15 protein-coding genes (1 of these 15 cut by a window edge) are annotated in these 20424 nt (G+C 68.6%); 9 read left to right on the forward strand and 6 right to left on the reverse strand.

Annotated elements, in window-relative coordinates; genetic code table 11:
* Positions 1-124: 124 nt before the first annotated feature.
* Both nirD and nirB read right to left on the reverse strand, forming a co-directional pair.
* Positions 125-481 carry a nitrite reductase small subunit NirD gene (nirD, locus tag ACWPXE_RS07580; RefSeq protein ID WP_035677835.1) on the reverse strand — a complete coding sequence of 119 codons (357 nt, stop codon included), beginning with the start codon at positions 479-481 and terminating at the stop codon, positions 125-127.
* A 6-nt stretch (positions 482-487) separates the two neighbouring features.
* Positions 488-2953, reverse strand: a complete 2466-nt coding sequence (gene nirB / locus ACWPXE_RS07585) for a nitrite reductase large subunit NirB (RefSeq protein ID WP_454017317.1) — start codon at positions 2951-2953, stop codon at positions 488-490.
* A 645-nt stretch (positions 2954-3598) separates the two neighbouring features.
* Between nirB and ACWPXE_RS07590 the strand changes: the two genes are divergently transcribed.
* The 4 genes from ACWPXE_RS07590 to ACWPXE_RS07605 all read left to right on the forward strand — a co-directional run bounded on the left by ACWPXE_RS07590 (position 3599) and on the right by ACWPXE_RS07605 (position 8562).
* Positions 3599-4999: a CmpA/NrtA family ABC transporter substrate-binding protein gene (locus ACWPXE_RS07590; RefSeq protein WP_454017318.1), complete on the forward strand. Its 1401-nt coding sequence runs from the start codon at positions 3599-3601 to the stop codon at positions 4997-4999.
* Between the two features lie 157 nt (positions 5000-5156).
* Entirely contained in the window at positions 5157-6248 is a 1092-nt protein-coding gene (locus ACWPXE_RS07595) for an ABC transporter permease (RefSeq protein WP_454017319.1), read from the forward strand.
* 13 nt (positions 6249-6261) lie between these two features.
* Entirely contained in the window at positions 6262-7926 is a 1665-nt protein-coding gene (locus ACWPXE_RS07600; protein ID WP_454017320.1) for an ABC transporter ATP-binding protein, read from the forward strand.
* A gap of 33 nt (positions 7927-7959) precedes the next feature.
* Positions 7960-8562, forward strand: coding sequence for an ANTAR domain-containing response regulator (locus tag ACWPXE_RS07605; RefSeq protein ID WP_454017321.1), 603 nt, complete (start codon positions 7960-7962; stop codon positions 8560-8562).
* 194 nt (positions 8563-8756) lie between these two features.
* Here the strand turns inward: ACWPXE_RS07605 and ACWPXE_RS07610 are convergent, their stop codons facing one another.
* Entirely contained in the window at positions 8757-9155 is a 399-nt protein-coding gene (locus ACWPXE_RS07610; RefSeq protein WP_454017322.1) for a RidA family protein, read from the reverse strand.
* Positions 9156-9257: 102 nt separating this feature from the next.
* Here ACWPXE_RS07610 and ACWPXE_RS07615 point away from each other — a divergent pair, with 102 nt between their 5' ends.
* From ACWPXE_RS07615 to ACWPXE_RS07625, 3 genes are all read left to right on the forward strand, one after another.
* A complete protein-coding gene (locus ACWPXE_RS07615) occupies positions 9258-10166 on the forward strand; it encodes a LysR family transcriptional regulator (protein WP_454017323.1) in 909 nt (302 codons plus the stop codon).
* Positions 10167-10244: 78 nt separating this feature from the next.
* Positions 10245-10961 carry a YoaK family protein gene (locus tag ACWPXE_RS07620; protein WP_014197976.1) on the forward strand — a complete coding sequence of 239 codons (717 nt, stop codon included), beginning with the start codon at positions 10245-10247 and terminating at the stop codon, positions 10959-10961.
* A 52-nt stretch (positions 10962-11013) separates the two neighbouring features.
* Positions 11014-11550 (forward strand): mismatch-specific DNA-glycosylase, encoded by a 537-nt coding sequence (locus ACWPXE_RS07625; protein WP_454017324.1) that lies wholly within the window; start codon positions 11014-11016, stop codon positions 11548-11550.
* A 40-nt stretch (positions 11551-11590) separates the two neighbouring features.
* Here ACWPXE_RS07625 and ACWPXE_RS07630 read toward each other — a convergent pair whose 3' ends face one another.
* Together ACWPXE_RS07630 and ACWPXE_RS07635 are read right to left on the reverse strand one after the other, a co-directional pair.
* Complete coding sequence (locus ACWPXE_RS07630) at positions 11591-12472, reverse strand: ParB/RepB/Spo0J family partition protein (protein WP_454017325.1); 882 nt, start codon at positions 12470-12472, stop codon at positions 11591-11593.
* Complete coding sequence (locus ACWPXE_RS07635) at positions 12462-13481, reverse strand: ParA family protein (protein WP_454017326.1); 1020 nt, start codon at positions 13479-13481, stop codon at positions 12462-12464. Before ACWPXE_RS07635 ends, ACWPXE_RS07630 begins: the two co-directional genes overlap by 11 nt.
* A 1082-nt stretch (positions 13482-14563) precedes the next feature.
* Here ACWPXE_RS07635 and ACWPXE_RS07640 point away from each other — a divergent pair.
* Positions 14564-15535 carry a replication protein RepA gene (locus ACWPXE_RS07640; RefSeq protein WP_014197970.1) on the forward strand — a complete coding sequence of 324 codons (972 nt, stop codon included), beginning with the start codon at positions 14564-14566 and terminating at the stop codon, positions 15533-15535.
* Between the two features lie 139 nt (positions 15536-15674).
* Positions 15675-16913 (forward strand): trypsin-like peptidase domain-containing protein, encoded by a 1239-nt coding sequence (locus ACWPXE_RS07645; protein WP_454017327.1) that lies wholly within the window; start codon positions 15675-15677, stop codon positions 16911-16913.
* 98 nt (positions 16914-17011) lie between these two features.
* On the opposite strand, the gene ACWPXE_RS07650 is transcribed toward ACWPXE_RS07645, so the two are convergent.
* On the reverse strand, positions 17012-20424 hold the 3' portion of the coding sequence (locus tag ACWPXE_RS07650) for an AAA family ATPase (protein ID WP_454017328.1). The gene runs 358 nt beyond the window's last position; only the last 3413 of its 3771 coding nucleotides appear in the window; its start codon lies off the right edge, out of view; it ends in the stop codon at positions 17012-17014.

A 20424-nucleotide genomic window follows, 5' to 3' on the forward strand; every position in this document is an offset into this window, starting at 1 on the left:
GGGGAGAGGGGAGGGTGAGGGGGTTGCGCTTGTGCCGAACGCTCCGCCAAGCGCAACCCCCTCACCCCAACCCTCTCCCCAGGGGGGAGAGGGAGAAAAAGGAAGGGGCGAGTCGGACGGCGCGTCACCCATGGCCGCACCCTCCACGGCCTGGGCGGAAGGCCGCCAGCCCGAGCTGCACCGCGCCGTCCACCACCCGCACCGGGCAGTGCCCGGCGCAGCCCTCATCCGGGCCGACCGCCTCGCCGCTGGCGAGGTCGATCACCCAGCTGTGCAGCGGGCAGGTCACGCGCGCCCCGTGGACGATGCCCTGCGACAGCGGGCCGCCGGCGTGCGGGCAGCGGTCCTCCAGCGCGTAAACCTCGTCCGCCACGGTGCGGAACAGGGCGATGTCGCCGAAGTCGGTCCGCACCACGCGGGACCCCTGGCGGGGAATGTCCTCGACCGAGCCGACGGTGATCCAGGAAATGCTCTGATCCATGTGTCGTTACCCCACCTGAGCGAGCGGCGCGAATTCGTGACGGTCCACCGACCCGCTGGCCCGCTCGGCCCAGGGATCGTCCTGCGAAAAGCTCTGGGAGAAGAGGAAGCGGGCGTTGAGCGCCGCGCGGCCTTCGGCATCATCGACCAGCCGGCGCTTGATGTGGTCCAGCCCGACGCGCTCCAGCCACGGGGCGGTGCGCTCCAGGTAACGGGCCTCTTCGCGGTAGAGCTGCATGTAGGCGCCGGTGTATTCCAGCACCTCCGCCTCGGTCTCCACCTTCACCAGCAGGTCGCAGGCCCGGACATGCATGCCGCCGTTGCCGCCGACATGCAGCTCGTAGCCGCTGTCCACGCAGACGACGCCCAGGTCCTTGATGGTGGCCTCCGCGCAATTGCGCGGGCAGCCGGAGACGGCCAGCTTCACCTTGTGCGGGGTCCAGGTGCCCCAGGTCATCCGCTCCAGCTTGACGCCCAGGCCGGTGCTGTCCTGCGTGCCGAAGCGGCACCATTCCGACCCGACGCAGGTCTTCACGGTGCGCAGCCCCTTGGCGTAGGCGTGGCCGGACACCATGCCGGCGGCGTTCAGGTCCGCCCACACCGCGGGCAGATCCTCCTTCCTCACGCCGAACAGGTCGATGCGCTGGCCGCCGGTTACCTTCACCGTGGGGATGGCGAACTTGTCCACCACGTCGGCGATGGCGCGCAGCTCCTTGGCGCTGGTCAGCCCGCCCCACATGCGCGGGACGACGGAGTAGGTACCGTCCTTCTGGATGTTGGCGTGGACGCGCTCGTTGATGTAGCGGGACCGGCTGTCGTCCTTGTAGTCGCCCGGCCATTCGCAGAGCAGGTAATAGTTCAGCGCCGGGCGGCAATGGTGGCAGCCGTCGGGCGTGCGCCATTCCAGCCGCTGCATCACGTCGGGGATGGATTTCAAGGTCAGCGCGGTGATGGCCCGGCGCACCTCGTCGTGGGTGCGGTCGGTGCATTTGCACATCGGCTTGGCCTTCGCCTCGCCCGCATAGCCGTCGCCCAGCGTCAGGGCGAGGATCTGCTCCACCTGACCAGTGCAGCTTCCGCAGGAGGCCGAGGCTTTGGTATGAGCCCGCACCTCGTCCAGGTTGGACAGGCCCTTCTCGGTGATCGCCTTGACGATGGTGCCCTTGCACACGCCGTTGCAGCCGCAGATCTCCGCACTGTCGGGGAGTGCCGCAACGGCGGCCTTAGGGTTTGCCGCCCCCTCGCCTCCGAACCCTTGCCCGAAGATCAGGGTGTCGCGGACCGGCGCCACCTCGGTCCCGTCCTTCAGCATCTGGAAGTACCAGCCGCCGTCCTTGGTGTCGCCGTAGAGGACGGCGCCGAGAATGCGGTTCTCCTTGACCACCACGCGTTTGTAGACGCCGCGGGCGGCGTCGCGGAACACGATGTCCTCGCAGTCCTTGCCGCCGGTGAAATCACCGGCCGAGAAGACGTCCACCCCCGTCACCTTCAGCTTGGTCGAGGTGACGGAGCCGGTGTAGGCGGCCTCCGTACCGCCGGCCAGCCGGGCGGCGGCGACCTTGGCCATCTCGAACAGCGGGGCGACGAGGCCGTAGGTCTGGCCGCGATGCTCCACGCACTCGCCCACCGACAGGATCGCCGGGTCGGAGGTGGTCATGGCGTCGTCCACCTGGATGCCGCGCCCGCAGGCCAGCCCCGCCGCCCTGCCAAGCGCTATGTTCGGGCGGATGCCCACGGCCATGACCACCAGATCGGCGGGAAGCTCCTGCCCATTTTTCAGGCGAACCGCGGAAACGCGCTCGTTGCCTACGATTTCAGCAGTGTCCGCGCCAGTCAGAACGGTGATGCCACGGCGCTCCAGCTCGTGCCGCAGCAGCGCCCCGGCGGAGCGGTCGAGCTGCCGTTCCATCAGCGTGTCCATCAGGTGCAGGACCGTGACGTCCATACCCTTGACCTTCAAGCCGTTGGCGGCCTCCAGCCCGAGCAGGCCGCCGCCGATGACCACGGCGCGCCCGCCCTTCGCCGCCGCCTCCAGCATCGTGTCGACATCGGCGAGGTCGCGGAAGCCGACGACGCCGGGCAGGGTGGAGCCGGGAACCGGGATGATGAAGGGGGTGGAGCCGGTGGCGATCAGCAGCCTGTCATAGGGCACGGTCAGGCCGGAGATGGCCGTGACGGTGCGGTTCGCCCGGTCGATCACCTCCACCCGGTCGCCGGTCAACAGCTTGATTCCGTTGGCTTCATACCAGTCGCGCCCGTTCAGGACGATCTGCTCGAAGGTCTTCTCCCCGGCCAGCACGGGTGAGAGCATGATGCGGTTGTAGTTGGGGTGCGGCTCGGCGCCGAAGACGGTGATGTCGTAGCGGTCCGGCGCCTTGGCCAGCAGTTCCTCCAGCGTGCGGATGCCGGCCATGCCGTTGCCGACGACGACCAGCCGTTCGCGCGGAGTGGATGGATTGGTGTGCGTGCTCATGCTGTGTGCCCTCTTGCGAGGCCGCGAGGCCGAAAAGAAAAAGGCGCCCGAAGCCCTGGGGACTCCCGCGGGATTCCCAGGGTTTCGGACGCCGTTGTCCGGGTGGTTCGCCGTCGAACCGGCCATGGCGCCGTTGCCCTGGCCCTGATCTGCCCATCCTCCTGGCAATCCGCGTGCCAACACCGGCACCAAGGTATGAGAAAGGGGCCGGAATGGCGGATTTCCGCCATTTGCGAGGCTCCGCCACCACTGGCGCATGGCGGGAGTGTCGGGACCTGAACACGCGCTTTTGTCCTGCATCGAACAAAAAGCGGTCCGAAAGCCGACAAATTGTGCAATGCGGCACCACCAAGGTACTAGCACAAACAATAGGCAATTCGCGTCAAAGCCGCAGAAACAAAGACCTTTGGCTCTGTTTGGACGCTTGTTCAGCCTTTGGCATGGTCCTTGCGAGAGGAACGGCGGGACGCGCCAACGGCGGTGCGTCCATCCCATACGCCCAAGGTTGGGCCCCTCGGCACCGTCGCTGACCCGGTTCGACAGCCCTTCATGGCTGGAGAGCCCTCAACGGCGCGTCGCCGGTGGGGCGTTGGATCGAGGTCAGGCGTGCCGCGGGGTTCCGGAACGAGAGATGGAGCGACCGACGTGACCCGAGACGTGATCCGACTTCCCGCCTCCCCCCGCACCGCCCTGCTGTCCGCCGCCGCCACGTTGGCGCTGACGCTCGGGTCCGCCCAGGCCGCTCCGCTCGACGTGGAGAAAGACCAGCTCAAGCTGGGCTTCATCAAGCTGACCGACATGGCCCCGCTCGCCATCGCCGCGGAGAAGGGCTTCTTCGAGGACGAGGGCCTGTCGGTGACGCTGGAGCCGCAGGCCAACTGGAAGGTGCTGCTCGACCGCGTGATCTCCGGGGAGTTGGACGGCGCCCACATGCTGGCCGGTCAGCCGCTGGGCGCCACCATCGGCTTCGGCACCCAGGCCAACGTGGTGACCGCCTTCTCGATGGACCTGAACGGCAACGGCATCACCCTGTCGAACGAGGTGTGGGAGCGGATGAAGCCCAACCTGCCCAAGGGACCGGATGGCAAGCCGCTGCACCCGATCAAGGCCGACGCGCTGAAGCCGGTCATCGCCCAGTACCGGGCGGAGGGCAAGCCCTTCACCATGGGCATGGTCTTCCCCGTCTCCACCCACAATTACGAGCTTCGCTACTGGCTGGCCGCCGGCGGCATCAACCCCGGCTACTACGCGCCCAACGACGTTTCGGGGCAGATCCAGGCCGACGCGCTGCTGTCGGTCACCCCGCCGCCGCAGATGCCGGCGACGCTGGAGGCCGGGACCATCTTCGGCTACAGCGTCGGCGAGCCGTGGAACCAGCAGGCGGTGATGAAGGGCATCGGCGTGCCGGTCATCACCGACACCGAAATCTGGAAGAACAACCCGGAGAAGGTCTTCGGCGTCACCGAGGGCTGGGCCGCCAAGAATCCCAAGACCCATCTGGCGCTGGTCAAGGCACTGATCCGCGCCGCCATGTGGCTGGACGAGAACGACAACGCCAACCGCGCCGAGGCGGTGAAGATCCTGGCGAAGTCGGAGTATGTCGGGGCCGACGCCAAGGTCATCGCCAATTCGATGACCGGCACCTTCGAGTATGAGAAGGGCGACAAGCGGGCGGTTCCCGACTTCAACGTCTTCTTCCGATACAACGCCACCTATCCCTTCTACTCCGACGCCGTCTGGTACCTGACGCAGATGCGCCGCTGGGGCCAGATCGCCGAGGCCAAGCCGGACAGCTGGTACGACGAGACCGCCCGCAAGGTCTACAAGCCGGAGGTCTACCTGAAGGCCGCGCGGCTGCTGGTGGAGGAGGGCAAGGCCAAGGAGGCCGACTTCCCCTGGGCCAGCGACGGCTACAAGCCGCTGGACGAGGGCTTCATCGACGGCATCGCCTACGACGGCCGCAAGCCCAACGAATACCTGACCAAGCTGCCCATCGGCTTGAAGGGCGGGCAGGCGCTGCAGGGCGGCCAACTGGTCGGCGGTTGAGACTGCGGACTTCCGATACTCGCGCCGTGGTCGCGACGGGCCCCCACCCTAACCCTCCCCGCTGACGCAGGGGAGGGGATCAACTCCCTCCCCTGCGAAGCGGGGGAGGGCCGGGGTGGGGGCATCGGCGCCCCGCGCCAAACAGAAAGATCACCCCATGACCAGCGTGACCGAAGCCTCCACCCTCTCCACCGCCGAGGCGATGCGCGCCCGGCGCAAGGCCCGCCTCGCCCACGCGCTCAACCGCACCGCCACCACCCTGCAGATCGTCGGGCTCGGCTGGCTCAGCCCGCTGCTCCGCATGGCCGCCGGGGACAGCCCGCGCCAGCAGGGGCAGGAGCTGTGGCAACAGATGGGCGTGCCGCTGACCGCCCTGATGCTGTTCCTCGCCGCCTGGGCGTGGCTGGCCCCGCAGGTGAACACCAGCCTGGGCGCCATCCCCGGCCCGGCCCAGGTGTGGGAGCAGGTGGGCGTCCTCCACGCCGACCATCAGGCCGAGCGCGCCAAGGAGGCCGCCTTCTACGACCGGCAGGCCAAGCGCAACGCCGAGCTGCTGGCCAAGGACCCCAGCGCCGAGGTCAAGACCCGGCCCTACGCCGGCAAGCCGACCTATCTCGACCAGATCGTCACCAGCCTGAAGACGGTCTTCACCGGCTTCCTGCTCGGCGCGCTGGTGGCGGTGCCGCTGGGGGTGGCCTGCGGCCTGTCCCGCACGGTCAACGCGGCGATGAACCCGCTGATCCAGATCTTCAAGCCGGTGTCGCCGCTGGCCTGGCTGCCGCTGGTCACCATGGTGGTCAGCGCCACGGTGTCGAGCGACAACCCGACCTTCGAGAAGTCCTTCCTGACCTCCGCCGTCACGGTCACGCTGTGTTCGCTGTGGCCGACGCTGATCAACACGGCGGTCGGCGTGTCGTCCATCGACAAGGACCTGATGAACGTCGGCAAGGTGCTGCAGCTCTCCGGCCCGACGATGGTGCGCCGGCTCGTGCTGCCCTCGGCGCTGCCCTACATCTTCACCGGTCTGCGGCTGTCGCTGGGCGTGGGCTGGATGGTGCTGATCGCGGCGGAGATGCTGGCCCAGAACCCCGGCCTCGGCAAGTTCGTGTGGGACGAGTTCCAGAACGGCTCCTCTTCCTCGCTCGCCCGCATCATGGTGGCGGTCTTCACCATCGGCCTGATCGGCTTCCTGCTCGACCGCGTCATGCTGGCCTTCCAGGCCGCCGTTTCCCACACCGGCACCCGCTGAGGAGTCCCCGAGCATGGCCATCCTTGAGCTGAAGAACGTCGCGAAGTCCTATGGCGGGACCGAGGTGCTGCGCGGCATCGACCTGTCCATCGCGGAAGGCGAGTTCGTCGCCATCGTCGGCTTCTCAGGCGCCGGCAAGACCACGCTGGTCAACCTGATGGGCGGGCTGGCCGCCCCCGACGCCGGGGAGGTGCTGTTCCGCGGCCAGCCGGTGCGCGGGCCGGGGGCGGAGCGCGGCGTCGTGTTCCAGAACTACTCGCTGATGCCCTGGCTGAGCGTGAAGGACAACGTGGCGCTGGCCGTGGACGCCGTGCACAAGGGCAAGGCGTCCACGGAGCGCGGCGTGCTGACCCGCCGGGCTGTAGAGACGGTGGGGCTGGGCCACGCCACCGACCGCCGCCCCAAGGAGCTGTCGGGCGGCATGCGCCAGCGCGTCGGCTTCGCCCGCGCGCTCGCCATGAGCCCGGAGATGCTGCTGCTGGACGAGCCGCTGTCGGCGCTGGACGCGCTGACCCGCGCCAAGCTCCAAGACGAGATCGAGGCGATCTGGCGCAAGGACCGCAAGACCGTCGTCCTCATCACCAACGACGTGGACGAGGCCATCCTGCTGGCCGACCGCATCATCCCGCTGACGCCGGGTCCGGGGGCGACGCTCGGCCCGGCCTTCGCGGTGGACCTGCCGCGTCCGCGCGACCGCACCGCCGTGAACCACGACCCCGACTTCAAGCGCCTGCGCGCCGAGGTCACGGCGTGGCTGATGGAGGCCGGGGCCAGCCGCGCCGCCGCCGCGGTGGACGAGACCCTGACCCTGCCGGCGGCGACGCCGATCACCGCCGCGCCGCCGCCCAAGGCCTATCTGGCCGGGCAAGCCGGCGGCCTGTCCGACGACCGCTATGTGGAGTTCAGCCGCGTCACCAAGACCTTCGCCACGCCGAAGGGGCCGCTGACCGTGGTGGACGGCTTCGACCTGAAGATGCGCAAGGGGGAGTTCATCTCCCTGATCGGCCATTCGGGCTGCGGCAAGTCCACCGTGCTGTCGATGGTCGCCGGGCTGGCCGACGTCTCCAGCGGCGGCATCGTGCTGGACGGCCGGGAGGTCGACGGCGCCGGCCCCGACCGGGCGGTGGTCTTCCAGGCGCCCAGCCTGTTCCCCTGGCTGACCGCGCTGGAGAACGTCATGCTGGGGGTGGACCGCGTCTACCCGCAGGCCGGCCGGGGGGAGCGCGACGACATCGCCCGTTACTACCTGTCGCGCGTCGGGCTGGGCGACGCCATGCACAAGAAGGCGGCGGAGCTGTCCAACGGCATGAAGCAGCGCGTCGGCATCGCGCGGGCCTTCGCCCTGTCGCCGAAGCTGCTGCTGCTGGACGAGCCCTTTGGGATGCTGGACAGCCTGACCCGCTGGGAGCTTCAGGAGGTGTTGATGGAGGTGTGGGCGCGCACCCAGGTCACCGCCATCTGCGTCACCCACGACGTTGACGAGGCGATCCTGCTGGCCGACCGTGTGGTGATGATGTCCAACGGGCCGAACGCCCGCATCGGCCACATCCTGGAGGTGGACATCCCCCACCCCCGGACCCGGCAGGCCCTGCTGGAGCATCCCCGTTACTACGCCTACCGGGAAGAGTTGCTGAACTTCCTGGAGGGCGGGCATCACGGGATGGTGAAGGCGGCGTGAAGTGGGCGGCGTGAAGGGGAGGGCGGAGCGGCAATGGCGAACAAACCCCTGACCATTCTGGTGGCCGGCCCCGACGCCGACGCCACGCGGCCGGTGGAGGACGGCTTGGCCGGGGCGGGGGGCCGCGACCGGGGCGCCGATCGGATCGTCGTGGTCCATGGCCTCGCCGACCTGCCAGCCCGCCTCGCCGCGCTGGCGCCGGACGCGGTCGTCGCTGTTTTGGAAACATCGGCCCCAGCGGCGTTGGACGGCGTCTTCCGGCTGGCCCGGTCGGGAGCCTGCGCCGTCGTCCTCTTCGCCGACAAAGCGCCGCCGGGGGCAGCCGCGCAGGCGGCGGAGGCCGGGGTGGCCGCCTTCGTCCTGGACGGGCTGCACCCCGCCCGCGTGCGGCCGATCCTGGAAACCGCGCTGGCCAGATTCGCTGCTTTTGAAACGCTGAAACGCGAACGCGACGAGGCACGTTCGCAGCTCGCCGACCGCAAGCTGATCGAGCGGGCGAAGGGCATCCTGATGCAGCAGAAGTCCCTGACGGAGGAGGCGGCCTACAACGCCCTGCGCAAGGCCGCCATGAAGCAGGGCCGCCGCATCGCCGACATCGCGCAAAGCGTCATCACCGCCGCCCAGATCGAGCTGTGACGCGTTTCAGAACAAGGACTTCAGGCGGAAATGATACTGAACAGACATTTCACTTCCTAGACTGAAAGGTCGGTGTTCGCGTGGTCTTGTGACGGTGCGTCCCAACAACAATGCCAAAGCTTGCGAGTCGCGACAAGCCGTCCAATGAGCACGATGGATGACCTGATGAGAAGGACGTTGTCGCCAATGCCGGCTCAGACGGTTTGTGGAACCCGAGCGATCACCTTGATCTCGAAGTCGAAACCGGCGAGCCACGTCACGCCGACGGCAGTCCAGTTGGGATAGGGCTTCTCCGGAAACATCCGGTCTTTGACCGACAGAACGGTCTCGAACTGGGCCTCCGGATCGGTGTGGAACGTCGTTACGTCCACGATATCGTCAAACGTGCCGCCGGCCGCTTTCAGAACCTCGCGAAGATTGTCGAAAGCCAGTTGAACCTGCTTCGCGAAGTCCGGCTCGGGAGAACCATCCTCGCGTCCGCCGACCTGCCCCGAGATGAAGAGCAGATCGCCGGATCGAATGGCCGCGGAGTAGCGGTGGATTTCGTAGAGCGCCTGCCGGCCGGCAGGAAAGAGGGCGTCGCGCTTGGACATCGGTGTCTCCCGTTCGGATTGGACCTGGAGCAGGAGATAGCAGCCGAAGAGGTGCGCGATTAGACGTTGAAATCGGCACGGGTTGATGCAAAATCGCCATCAATGATGCGCCCCTCCCTCAACGACCTCAGCGCCTTCGTGGCGGTTGCCACCCACCGCAGCTTTCGTCGTGCGGCGGATGAGCTGGGAACGGCGCCATCCACGCTGAGTCACGCGATGCGGGGCCTTGAGGATCGGTTGGGCGTGCGCCTTCTCAACCGCACGACCCGCAGCGTCGCGCCGACGGAAGCAGGGCTCGAACTGCTCGGCCGCCTGCAGCTCGCCCTGACATCGTTGGACGAAGCGCTGGACGCCGCCTCTGCTTTTCGGGGCAACGTGGCCGGCCGGGTCCGGATCAACGCGCCGCGCGTGGCCGCTGCGGCCCTCGTCCGCGACGTCCTCCCGCGCATGGTCGAACGATATCCCGACGTGACGGTGGATCTGGTCGTCGAGGGGCGGCTGATCGACATCGTGTCCGGCGGCTTCGACGCCGGCGTCCGCCTGATCGACTCCATCCCGAAGGACATGATCGCGGTGCCCTTCCCGGACCCGATCGGCTTCGTCTGCGTCGCCTCTCCCGCCTATCTCGACCGCGCCGGGGAGCCGACGACGCCGGACGAACTCCAGCACCATCGCTGCATCGGTCACCGCCTGCCGGGCGGGCGGCTGTACCGGTGGGAGTTCGAGCGGGCCGGACAGGAATTGACGGTCGACACAAACGGACCGGTGGTTCTCGACGACGAGGAGTTGATGGCGGACGCCGCCGCGCAAGGATTGGGAATCGCCTATGTGGTGAGTTGGGCCGCTGAAGCCGCTCTTGCGGACGGGCGGTTGCGAACCGTCCTGCCCGGCTGGATGCACAAGCCGGAGCGGGCGGCGGTGTATTATCCCGGGCACCGCGCCGTGCCTCCGGCCCTGCGGGCGTTCCTCGATGTCGTCAAGACCATGCCGGTCGGTGCGGGAACGCATTGATGACCCCACAAACCAGCGGGTCCCCCACGCATGCGGTCGCCACTATGATGGCGCCCCGTTTGGTTCAGGGAGTTGGGCATGCTGGTCCGGCAGGGTGAACATCGTGGCGTGTCGGCGGACCGCAGTCTGGCCTGGTCGCTGGCGGGCATCGCCGGTGCCGTCAACGCCGCGGGCTTCTACGCCGCCGGCCTCTACTCCTCGCACATGACCGGCACCGTCTCGACCATGGCCGATCATCTGGCGCTGGGCGAGATGGGCGCCTTCGGCATGGCGCTGGCGATCGTGGCGACCTTCATCGCCGGGGCGATGGTGTCGGCGATGCTCATCAACGCCGGGCAGCGCCGTGGCCTGTCGGCGATCTACGCCTACAGCGTCTGCCTCGAAGCCCTGCTGCTCGCCGGGCTCGGCGCCGCCGACGTCTGGCTGCACGAGCTGCGCGGCGCCGCGTTGGTCATGGGGTTGAGCTTCTTGATGGGGTTGCAGAACGCCATCGTCACGCGCATCTCCAACGCCCGCGTCCGCACCACCCACGTCACCGGCATGATCACCGACATCGGGATCGAGCTGGGCAACCTGATCGACGATCTCTACCACCGCAACGGCCGGGATCGCGTCCGGGTGACGCTCGACAAGCTGAAGACGCATCTGCCGACCGTCGGCTCCTTCTTCCTGGGCGGCGTGCTGGGGGTGCTGGGCTACAGCGCCTGGGGCGCCATGCTGTTCGTGACGCTGGCGGCCATCCTCGCCGGCTTCGCCGCCCCGGTGATTCTCGCCGAATGGCGGACGGCGGAGTAGAGGCGTTTCAAATTCAGCGTTGCTGGACGCCGTTTCACACTGTTGACGCAATATGACCGATTCCGAAGGCCCGATCCCCGACATCATCGCCCCCGGCCTGAACGCTTTGTTCGTCGGCTTCAACCCCGGAACGCGCTCCGGCCAGCTCGGCCACAACTACGCGGGGCGGGGCAACCAGTTCTGGAAACTGCTGGCGGAGGCCGGCCTGACGCCGCGCCTGCTGCGCCCGGAGGAGGACCGGTTGTTGCCGGAGTTCGGGCTGGGCTCCACCAACCTCGTGGCGCGGGCGACGCCGGGCGCCGCCGATCTCAGCCGCGCGGAGCTGCGCGGCGGCGTGCCGCGGCTGCGCGCCCTGATCGCGGAAATCCGACCGCGGGTGATCGCCTACACGGGGAAGGGTGTCTATCTCGCCGCCGCGGATCGCGACCGGGCGGAGTGGGGCGTGCAGCCGGACAGCCTGTTCAATGGTCCGGTGGACGTCGTGCTGCCGTCGCCCAGCGGCCTTGCCCGCCTGCCCTTCGCGGAAAAGCTGCGCTGGTTCTGCGAGGTCAGGCGGGTCATCGACGCTGAAGTTGACACCCGCCGCTGACGTCAGCGGGTGTCCGTTACAAATTCAGCGTTGCTGACGGTCAGGCCAGCAGCTCATCGAGAAGGGCGTGGAGGCGGCGCAACTCCTGCCATTGCGCCTCGCTGAGCTGCTTGCGGTGCGCCCGCAGCTCCCCGGCGTCGACGGCGGAGAAGTCCTTGGCGATGCGCTGGACGGCGGAGACGAAACGCACCGCCGGGGCGGGCTGAACCTTCGCCGCCGCAACGGAATCCGGCTCGCCGCCGCCCATCTGGGCGCGCTTCGCCTCGCGCAACGCCTTGACGGTGCCGCCGTCCTTGATCGTGTCCCACAGCTTCCTCTGCAGGATCGGATCGTCCACCGCGGCGATCTCCGTCAGGATGCTTTTCGGGACGGAGCGGTGGCGCGTTTCAAATTCAGCGACGATGTCGGCCGGCAGACGCAGCAGCGACAGGGTGCGCGTCACCTCCGCCTGGCTGCGCCCGATGACCTGCCCCAGCGCGTCGTGCGTGTAGTCGTGCCGCTCGATCAGCCGGGCAAAGGCTCGGGCCAGTTCCATGGCGTCGAGGTCGACGCGCTGGATGTTTTCGATCAGCGCCAGCTCGTCAGGGTCGCCGTCGGTGACGATGGCGAAGATGGTCTGGCGGCCGGCCAGCCCGCAGGCGCGCAGGCGCCGCTCACCGGCGATCAGCCGGTAGTCGCCGTCGCCGAGATCCTGCACGAGAACCGGCTGCTTCAGCCCATGGCGGGCGATGGAGTTGGCCAGTTCCTGCAGCGACTGGTCGTCGAAATGGCGGCGCGGCTGGTCGGGATTGGGGTGCACCCGGTCGAGATCGACCTCGATCAGCCGCGGGAAGTCGGCGGAGAGCCCGAACAGCGCGTCCCCGCCGCGCTGCGCCGCCTTGTCGAAAATGCGGGTGCTGGTCCGTTCGAGTTTACGAGACATGGGCGTCTTCCGCAGTCTGGAGGTGGGCGGCCAGTTCGCGCGCCAGTTCGCCGTAGGCCTGGACGCTGTTGGAATTCGGATCGGCCTCGATGGCCGGACGACCGGCGCCCGACGCCTGGGCGAACAGGGTGGCGCGCGGCACCGCGTTCAGAACGCGGGTGCGCCCCTCGTAATGCTCCTGAATCTCGCGCAGGCTGGCCTGATCTTGCGTCAAGCGGGACGAGAACATGGTCGGCAGGATGCCGAAGATGTTCAGCGACGGGTTCGAGCGGCGGCGGATCTTGGCGATGGTTTCCAGCAGCAGCGGCACGCCGAGCCCGGCGAACACCTCCGTCTGCACGGGGATCAGCACGAGATCGCTGGCCGCCAGCGCGTTGATGGTGAGAAGACCGAGGTTGGGCGGGCAATCGATCACGATGACATCGTAACGGTTCCGCACCTCCGCCAGCTTCTCCTTGAGCACCAGGGAGTTGTCCGGCTCCGCCACCAGCTCCGTCTCCGCTGCGGCCAGCCCGATGCTGGAGGGGGCGAGCATGACGGCGCCGCCGCACACCGGCTGGAGGATGCTGTCGAAGGACGCCCCGCCGCGCACCACATTATAGATGCCCTTGCGCTGGGTTTCGATCTCGCCGGGGTCGAGCCCCATATGGACGGTGGCGTTGCCCTGGGGATCGCTGTCGAGAAGCATCACCTTCAGGCCCAGCGTGGACAGCGCATAGGACAGGTTGACCGCCGTCGTCGTCTTGCCGACGCCGCCCTTCTGGTTGGCCACCGCCACCACGGCGCGCTGCATCTTGGGCATCCCGGTGTTCTGCGGCACGGCGGCCATGCCGCCCTGGCCGGCCAGGAAACCGGCGACCTGCTGGGGGATGCGCTCCGCCCCGCTTTCCCACCGGCTGATCCGCGAGCGGTCGTAGCGGCGGTTCAGTGCACTGTTGAGCCATGTCGCGAAGCTCAACTGGTCCTCGGCGCGCCGTTCGCGGATGGCGCGTAGTTCTTCCCCGTTCATCGGGCCTCCGGCTTTCCCTGTGTGAGGTCCTTTCTTGCAAAATGTGACGCAACTGGTCAAGCCGGAGCGCATCGAATTGCGTCAAATGGCAACGGGAGCGGGAGTCATGCGACGTCGTATGGGACTATGGTCATAGAATTCGACGACTTTTGCCGGCCTCTGCGAGCGGCGGAAAACCATTCCGGAGGCGAATCGATCCGGACCCCGTCAAGCCCATTTTCCGAAGCGTTACCAATTCAGCGTTGGTGGCGGGGTGTGGCTTCGATTCGGCCCTTGAATCGCTTGGAGTCTGTCGTTTCAAATTCAGCGTCGTATGCCGATTCGTGGGTTTGCGTCGGCGTTGCAAGATCTGCGCGAGACTCGCCGAGTCGGCTAAGCCCTGGAAAGCCTTGGGTTTCCGAGTCGAATGTTACCAATTCAGCGTTGGAGCCGAGTCGCCTTTGTATCAAATTCAGCGTCAGGTCCGGTTGACAGTTGACGGTCCTGGCCTGGAATCCCTGACCAAGTGGGATGCTCGTTTTGGTGGAGGATAGGGGTCCGGATCACTCTCGAATGCCCGGTTGGCGATTCTCCGACCCCTCCGACGTTGCGTTTTCAGCGAAGGGGGTCGCGCCAGCACCCGCGCAACCGGTCTAACCGGAGAATCCTATAGGGACTCATATAGGACATGGTTGCGAGTTCAGCGTGAATAACCGCCTTTCGTGACTCGTCTTCAGCGTGGATGAGCGAGTCCCCGTTGCGACTTCGGCGTTCCCGCCGTTGCGAAGTCAGCGAGCCGATCCGGCCGGTTTCGCCCGCTGCGATTCCAACTCAGCGTGGACAAGCCCGTCCGGCTGTGGACAAGCGGCTTTCCGGCCCCGGACGCTCCGTTGGCGACGCTGATTTTGAAACGTTGGCTCGGCGGTTGCCGGCAGGGGAGGGGACGGCCGGGTTCGCAAATGGCCGCTTCGCTGAAGTTGAGTCGGAATCTGCAGCTTCCGTTGCGACTTCAGCGATTCGTGGGATGGACGCGCTTCACAGCCACCACATTTTGTGTTTTCTGAAATGACAGGAACGTGACCGAACGAGGCCGGAGGGGTCCCATGGCGAAAATCCACGAGCAGCTTACCCTGGAGGGATTCGAGGCGGTTCTTGCCCGCACCGAAGACCCCAAGGAGCGCCGCCGTGTGATGATGGCCCATGAAGCGCTGTCCAACGAGATGGACGCGATCGGCTATCTCCACGCCGGCTTCTGCCAAGCCTCCCTGCCGCACCGCAAGCCCAAGGACGAGACCGCTCCCTGGGTGCGCAACAACGGCAAGTACCAGCTCGTCGTCCGTCCAGGCATCCTGCCGCTGCGCGACGGCACGGTCCTGGACGTCGGCGTTCCCTACGGCGCCAAGGCGCGCCTGATCATGATCTACCTGCAGACCGAGGCGCGCAAGACGCGCAGCGCCCACGTCGATCTGGGGCCGAGCATGAGCGCGTGGCTGCGCCGTCTCGGGCTGGCTCCGACGGGGGGCGAGCGCGGCAACTACAAGCCGGTGCGCGAGCAGGTGCTGCGGATCGCCCGTAGCGAGTTCACCCTGCGCACCACCACCGGCCCCTCGACGGCGGAGATCTCCGACCAGCGCCTGATCGACGGCATCAAGCTGTGGCGGGACGAGGAGGACACGCCCGACCTGTTCCGCACCGGCGGCGAGTGGGTGCGCTTCGTCCGCCTGACCCAGAGCTTCTTCGAGCATCTGATGGAACACGCCGTTCCGCTGGACGAGCACGCCATCGCCAAGCTGAAGAACTCCGCCCTGGCGCTCGACGCCTATGTGTGGCTGGTCCACCGCCTGCACCGGTTGGACAAGCAGACGGTGGTTCCCTGGCACGCCCTGTCGCAGCATTTCGGCTCGGTCAGCGAGCACCGCGTCCTGGCCTTCCGCCTGAAGGAAGCGCTGAAGGACGTCATGGCCGTCTATCCCGACGCGAACATCGAGCCGACCTCCAAGGGGCTTGTCCTGCGCCCCTCTGCGCCGGCCGTGCCGTCGAACAAGCATCTCGTCCTGCGCCCCGTCCGCGGCTGACGGGCGGGCGGTTGAACGCTGCTGGTGAAACAGCTCAGAGCGTGCGGCGCGTTGTTGAAAAACGCCTTTAAGGCGTGACATTGTGGGTCGGTCGCAACCATCCGGCGCGGTGCCGGATGCAGCAGAAGGACCGGCTCCAATGTCCTACAGGGTCGACGACGATCAGTATCCGGCGCGCGCCGTGGTCTCCATCGAGGCCAGCTGGGGAAACCGGACCTACGTCGGCTCGGGCTTTCTGGTCGGTCGCAACGACGTCGTCACCGCGTCCCACGTCGTTTACAACGCCGCGCTCGGCGGCAAGCCGAGCAGCCTGAAGATCTACCCGTCCTACAATCCCGGCAAAACGGACAACGTCGCCTACGGCGTTGCCAAATCACAGTTCTTCACCAATTTCGACCCGGATTCGGACGGCCGGCTCATCGCCGGCGATTTCTACCGGACCACCCAGAGCGGGTCGGAGATCGACGTCGCCCTGCTGACACTGTCCCAACCGATCGGCGATACTTACGGCTATTTCGGAATCGATTGGAACTACAGCGGCGGGTCGGCCAACGTCCTGGGCTATCCCACCAAATACGGACGGTACGAAGTCTTCGACAGCGGCACCATCCGCCGGTCAGGCGTCGATACGGTCTATTATTTGAATGCGGATCTGGAGATCAATCCCGGAAACTCCGGTGGTCCGATCTACTACAGCACCGGAAGCGGTGTCTTCGCCGTCGGCGTCGTGTCGACCGCCATCGGCGCCACGGCGCTTGGCGGTCACGCCTATTGGCTGAGGGACGCCCTGTCCGCCAACGACTCGTACATCTCCTCCGCCAGCCAGCCAGCCGCCGACTCGCTGCGGCGGGCCTTCGTGAGCGATGGCGTGTCCGGCTGGGAAGTCCAGATGGACGTTTATGTCGGTCCGCTGACCACGCTGAAGAACGTCTATCTGGGCACCAAATCCATCGAGGCGGTGGTCGGCAGCGAACTTGGCGATTTCATGAACCTGGGTGCCGGCGACGATGCGGCGGATGGGAAGGGCGGTGATGACGTTCTGGACGGCGGCACCGGCTCCAACTTCCTGACCGGTGGGGCGGGCAACGACACCTTCTTCCTGGACGGGCGGGGCACCGGGGTGACTTGGTCCACCATCACCGACTTCGAGGCGGGCGAATGGACGACCGCTTGGGGTTGGAAGGAGGGCGTGTCGAAACTCACCTGGGAGGCGATGAAGGGCGCCAAGGGGTCCGAGGGCGCCACGGTGCGCATCGACTTCGACGGCAACGGCACCATCGACGGCAGCATCACCTTCACCGGAAAATCGGTCGGCGCGGTCATCACCATGCCGGGGCAGGTCGGCGCCGACAGCTATCTGGCCTTCCGTCTGGCCTGACGGCTCTTTTATCACGCAGGCACGGAGAGACACGAAGGAGGGCGCGCCCCCGTGTCTCCTTGACGGTCCCGCGGTGACCCCACGCAGCCTGGAGCACCCTACAACGGCAGCAGCAGTTCCCGCTCCGCCGCGGTGTCCGGCGATGGCACGGCCAGCGTCCCGCGGGTCACTGTCACGGCGCTGCGCCCTCCCCCCTGCGGGGTGACGCGCACCTGCACGCCGATCCGCTCCACCAGCGCCGGGACGTGGCTGATGACGCCAACCTGCCGGCCGGTGGCCTGAAGCGCCTCCAGGCAGGACAGCGCCAGATCCAGGCTGCCGGGGTCCAGCGTGCCGAACCCCTCGTCGATGAACAGCGTGCCGATTCCGCCACCGCCGCTGCCCCCCGCCATGGCCGACAGGCCGAGCGCCAGGGCCAGCGACACCAGGAACATTTCGCCGCCGGACAGACTGTGCACGCCGCGCCGCTCGTCGCCCATTTCGCCGTCCACCACCTGGATCTCCAGGTCGGCCCCGCCAACCCGTTCCAGCCGGTAGCGGCGGGCGAGATCCGCCAGATAGCGGTTCGCCTGGACCAGAAGCAGATCGAGGCTGAGGCTCTGGGCGAAGTTGCGCAGCTTCCGCCCATCGGCGGAGCCGATGAGCTGCGCCATGGTCGCCCACAGCTCCTGCGCCTTGCGTTGCGCCTTCACCCGGTCGAGCACGGCGGCGAGGCGGCCGCGGTTCTCCGTGTCGGCGCGCAGCCGGGCCTGGGCCTCGCCCAGCCGGCCGCGGGCCTCCTGAAGGCGCCGGCCCGTCTCGGCCACGGCCTCGCCGGCGTCCTCGGCGCCGAGGGCGGGGCGTCCGGCGTCGTGGTGCTCCTGCCGCAGCCGCGTCCGTTCGGCCGCCACAAGCGCGTGCTCGCGCCGCGCCGACTCGAGAGCGGCCAGCGCCCGCTCCTCCCCGGCCAGCCAGTCCTCGTCCCGGACCAGATGGGCGCGTGCCGCCTCCACAGTCACGCCGCAGCGTTCCGCCACGGCGGCCAGGGCGTCGACCGCGGCCTCCGCCTCGGCGGCGCACCGGCGGGCGGACTCGCCGCGCGTGGCGACGGTCTGTTCCGCCCCCGACAGGCGGGCCGCCGCGTCCTGCCGGGCGACGGTGGCCTGTTCGACCAGGGCCTCGGTTCGCCGGCAGGCCTCGGTCAGCTCCTTCTTCACCGCGCTCACCGCCCGTCCGTCCAACAGGGACGCCCGTGCCGCGCGCCGATCCTCCAGCGCGGCGGCCAACCCCTCGCACCGCCGCCGCGCCGCCTGTTCGGCCTGCCGCGCCCCCTCCAGCTCCGCCGCCTTTGCGCCGGCCTGCCGTTCCAGGGCCTCGACGTCGCGCAGCGACTGGGCCAATCCCTCGCGCTGGCGCAGAACCTCGGCAACCCGCCCGCCGACGCTCTTGCGGAATCCGTCGGGGTCGCTGTCCAGTGCCTTGTCCCAGCCGGTCAGCCCGGCGAAGGGCTGGGCCAGTTCCGTCCGTGCCGCGGCCCGCGTGTCCACCGTCTGATCGCGCCGCGCCACGGCCAGGGATTCGGCGTGGCGGGCGGCGTCGCGCTGACGGGTCCGCGCCTCGATCACCCGCTCCACCTCGGTCAGCGCCGCGTCCCGCTCCCGGCAGGTCTGCACCGCGGCGTCGAGCCTCGCCTTGTGGTCCAGCGCCCTGGCCTCGGCCCGTCCGGCCTCCGCCAATTCCGCGTCCACGTCGACCAGCCGCCGGGTGACGGTCTCCGTGTCCGGTTCGGTGGGCAGTCCGAAGGTCGGTGCCCGCTGCGCCCAGCGTTCCACCGCGGTCGCCCGCTCCACCGCCAGGGCGGCCAGCCGTCCGTCCAGGGCCGCGGCCCGCTCGCGCGCCGCCTTCGCCGCGGCGGTGTGGGCGCCTTGTTCCGTGGCCAGCCCGGTTACTTCGGCGCGCAGGGTGGCGACGTGGCGTTCCTGATCCTCGGCCAGCCGGTCGAGCGGGGTGTGCCCGGCTCCCCAGGGATGCTCCGTGGCGCCGCAGACCGGGCAGGCCTCGCCCTCCGTCAGGTGAGCGCGCAACGATGCCACATCCTCGCTGCGGGCAAGGCGCAAGCGGTGCAGGGTGGCGTCCGCTTCCTCCAACGCCGCCCGGCGCTGGTCCAGTCGCGCTTTCGCCGCTGCCGCATGGGCCTCCCCGTCCGCTGCGGCCGTGCGCCGCTGCTCCCGTTCCGCTTCGGCCTCCGCGACGTCCGCCGCCAGCCGTGCGGCCCGCTCCGCCAGCTGGGCCAAGGCCGCCAGCCCATCGCGCCGCTCCGCCAGCGCCGTGCGGCGCCCGCGCAGGGCGTCCAGCGACTCCACCGCCTCGGCCTTCAGCGCGGACAGCGTCCGCTCGGCCGCGTCCCGCTGTGCTTCGGCGTCCCGCCGGACGGTGGACAGGTGTGCCAGCTCCGCCTCGTGGGCCATGGCCTCCGTGGCAGCACGGCGGGCCTCCGCCTCCGCCTCCCGCACCACCCTTGCCGAGTCGCGGAGGCGCAGCAGCAGCGCGTCCCAGCGCGCCCACTGGTCGGCCACCGGCAGCAGCGCCGTCTGTCCGGCCAGCCAGCCCTCCCGCTCCGCCGCATCGGTGCGGGCCTGCTCCAGTGCCGTCCGGGTGGCGCTCCAGCTCTCCCCAATTCCTTTGGCGTCCGCGTCCGCCGTTGCGGCGTCGGCGAGCGCACCGGTCTGTTGACCGGCCAGCGCGGCGATTTCGGCGTCCAGCGCGGCGGCCCGCTCCAGCTCCGGCTCGGCGGCGTCGACGGCGCCGCGGGCCTTCTCGTAGGCGGCGCGCACCTCGCGATGACGGGCCTCGGCCTGGACCAGCCGGTCCTGCGCCTCCGTCACCGCGGCGTGGGCATGGGCCAGCGCCTCCCCAGCCGCCGCCGCCGCCGCGGCGCAGCGGTCCGCCTCGCTCAACCGCACCCGCAAGGGCTGGAGACGGCGCAGCAGCGCAGCCTCCTCCCGCTGCGCCCCGGCCTCCTGCCAAACCGCTTCGGCCCGTGCGCTCGCCGCGGTGGCGTCGGCTTCTGCCTTGGCCAGCCGGGCGTCCTGCTCATGCCAGGCGACGGCGGCGCGGGCCTGCTCGAACGCCGTTTCCTCCCGCTGGACCGCCTCGGCCGCCGCTCCGACCTCGGTGTCCAGGACGGCGCGCTCATCGTCAGTCAGCACGCCGATGCCCGCGCATTGCGCCTCCAGCGCCTCCAGCGCCCGCTGCTCCTCCCGGGAGCGCTCGTGCGCGGCGACGGAGATGCGGGAATAGATCTCGGTGCCGGTCAGCAGCTCCAGCAGGGCGGAGCGCTCCATCGCCGGAGCCTTGAGGAAATTGGCGAAATCGCCTTGGGCCAGCAGGACGGCGCGGCGGAACTGCTCGAAGCTCAGCCCCAGCCGGCTGGAAATCTCGTCCAGCACGCTGGTCTTGCCGTCGCCCAGCCGCTTGCCGTCCGCAAGCGCGGTCAGGCTCATCGTCTGCTTTTGCAACTGGCCGCGCGCGT

Source organism: Azospirillum sp. Marseille-Q6669 (genome assembly GCF_965111635.1).

Bases quoted from the DNA above. Each gene is read 5' to 3' on its own strand.
- nirD (WP_035677835.1), bottom strand. From the start codon at position 481: ATGGATCAGAGCATTTCCTGGATCACCGTCGGCTCGGTCGAGGACATT.
- ACWPXE_RS07615 (WP_454017323.1), top strand. From the start codon at position 9,258: ATGATGCGCCCCTCCCTCAACGACCTCAGCGCCTTCGTGGCGGTTGCC.
- ACWPXE_RS07620 (WP_014197976.1), top strand. From the start codon at position 10,245: ATGCTGGTCCGGCAGGGTGAACATCGTGGCGTGTCGGCGGACCGCAGT.
- ACWPXE_RS07600 (WP_454017320.1), top strand. From the start codon at position 6,262: ATGGCCATCCTTGAGCTGAAGAACGTCGCGAAGTCCTATGGCGGGACC.
- ACWPXE_RS07640 (WP_014197970.1), top strand. From the start codon at position 14,564: ATGGCGAAAATCCACGAGCAGCTTACCCTGGAGGGATTCGAGGCGGTT.
- ACWPXE_RS07595 (WP_454017319.1), top strand. From the start codon at position 5,157: ATGACCAGCGTGACCGAAGCCTCCACCCTCTCCACCGCCGAGGCGATG.
- ACWPXE_RS07635 (WP_454017326.1), bottom strand. From the start codon at position 13,481: ATGAACGGGGAAGAACTACGCGCCATCCGCGAACGGCGCGCCGAGGAC.
- ACWPXE_RS07645 (WP_454017327.1), top strand. From the start codon at position 15,675: ATGTCCTACAGGGTCGACGACGATCAGTATCCGGCGCGCGCCGTGGTC.
- ACWPXE_RS07605 (WP_454017321.1), top strand. From the start codon at position 7,960: ATGGCGAACAAACCCCTGACCATTCTGGTGGCCGGCCCCGACGCCGAC.
- ACWPXE_RS07630 (WP_454017325.1), bottom strand. From the start codon at position 12,472: ATGTCTCGTAAACTCGAACGGACCAGCACCCGCATTTTCGACAAGGCG.
- ACWPXE_RS07625 (WP_454017324.1), top strand. From the start codon at position 11,014: ATGACCGATTCCGAAGGCCCGATCCCCGACATCATCGCCCCCGGCCTG.
- nirB (WP_454017317.1), bottom strand. From the start codon at position 2,953: ATGAGCACGCACACCAATCCATCCACTCCGCGCGAACGGCTGGTCGTC.
- ACWPXE_RS07610 (WP_454017322.1), bottom strand. From the start codon at position 9,155: ATGTCCAAGCGCGACGCCCTCTTTCCTGCCGGCCGGCAGGCGCTCTAC.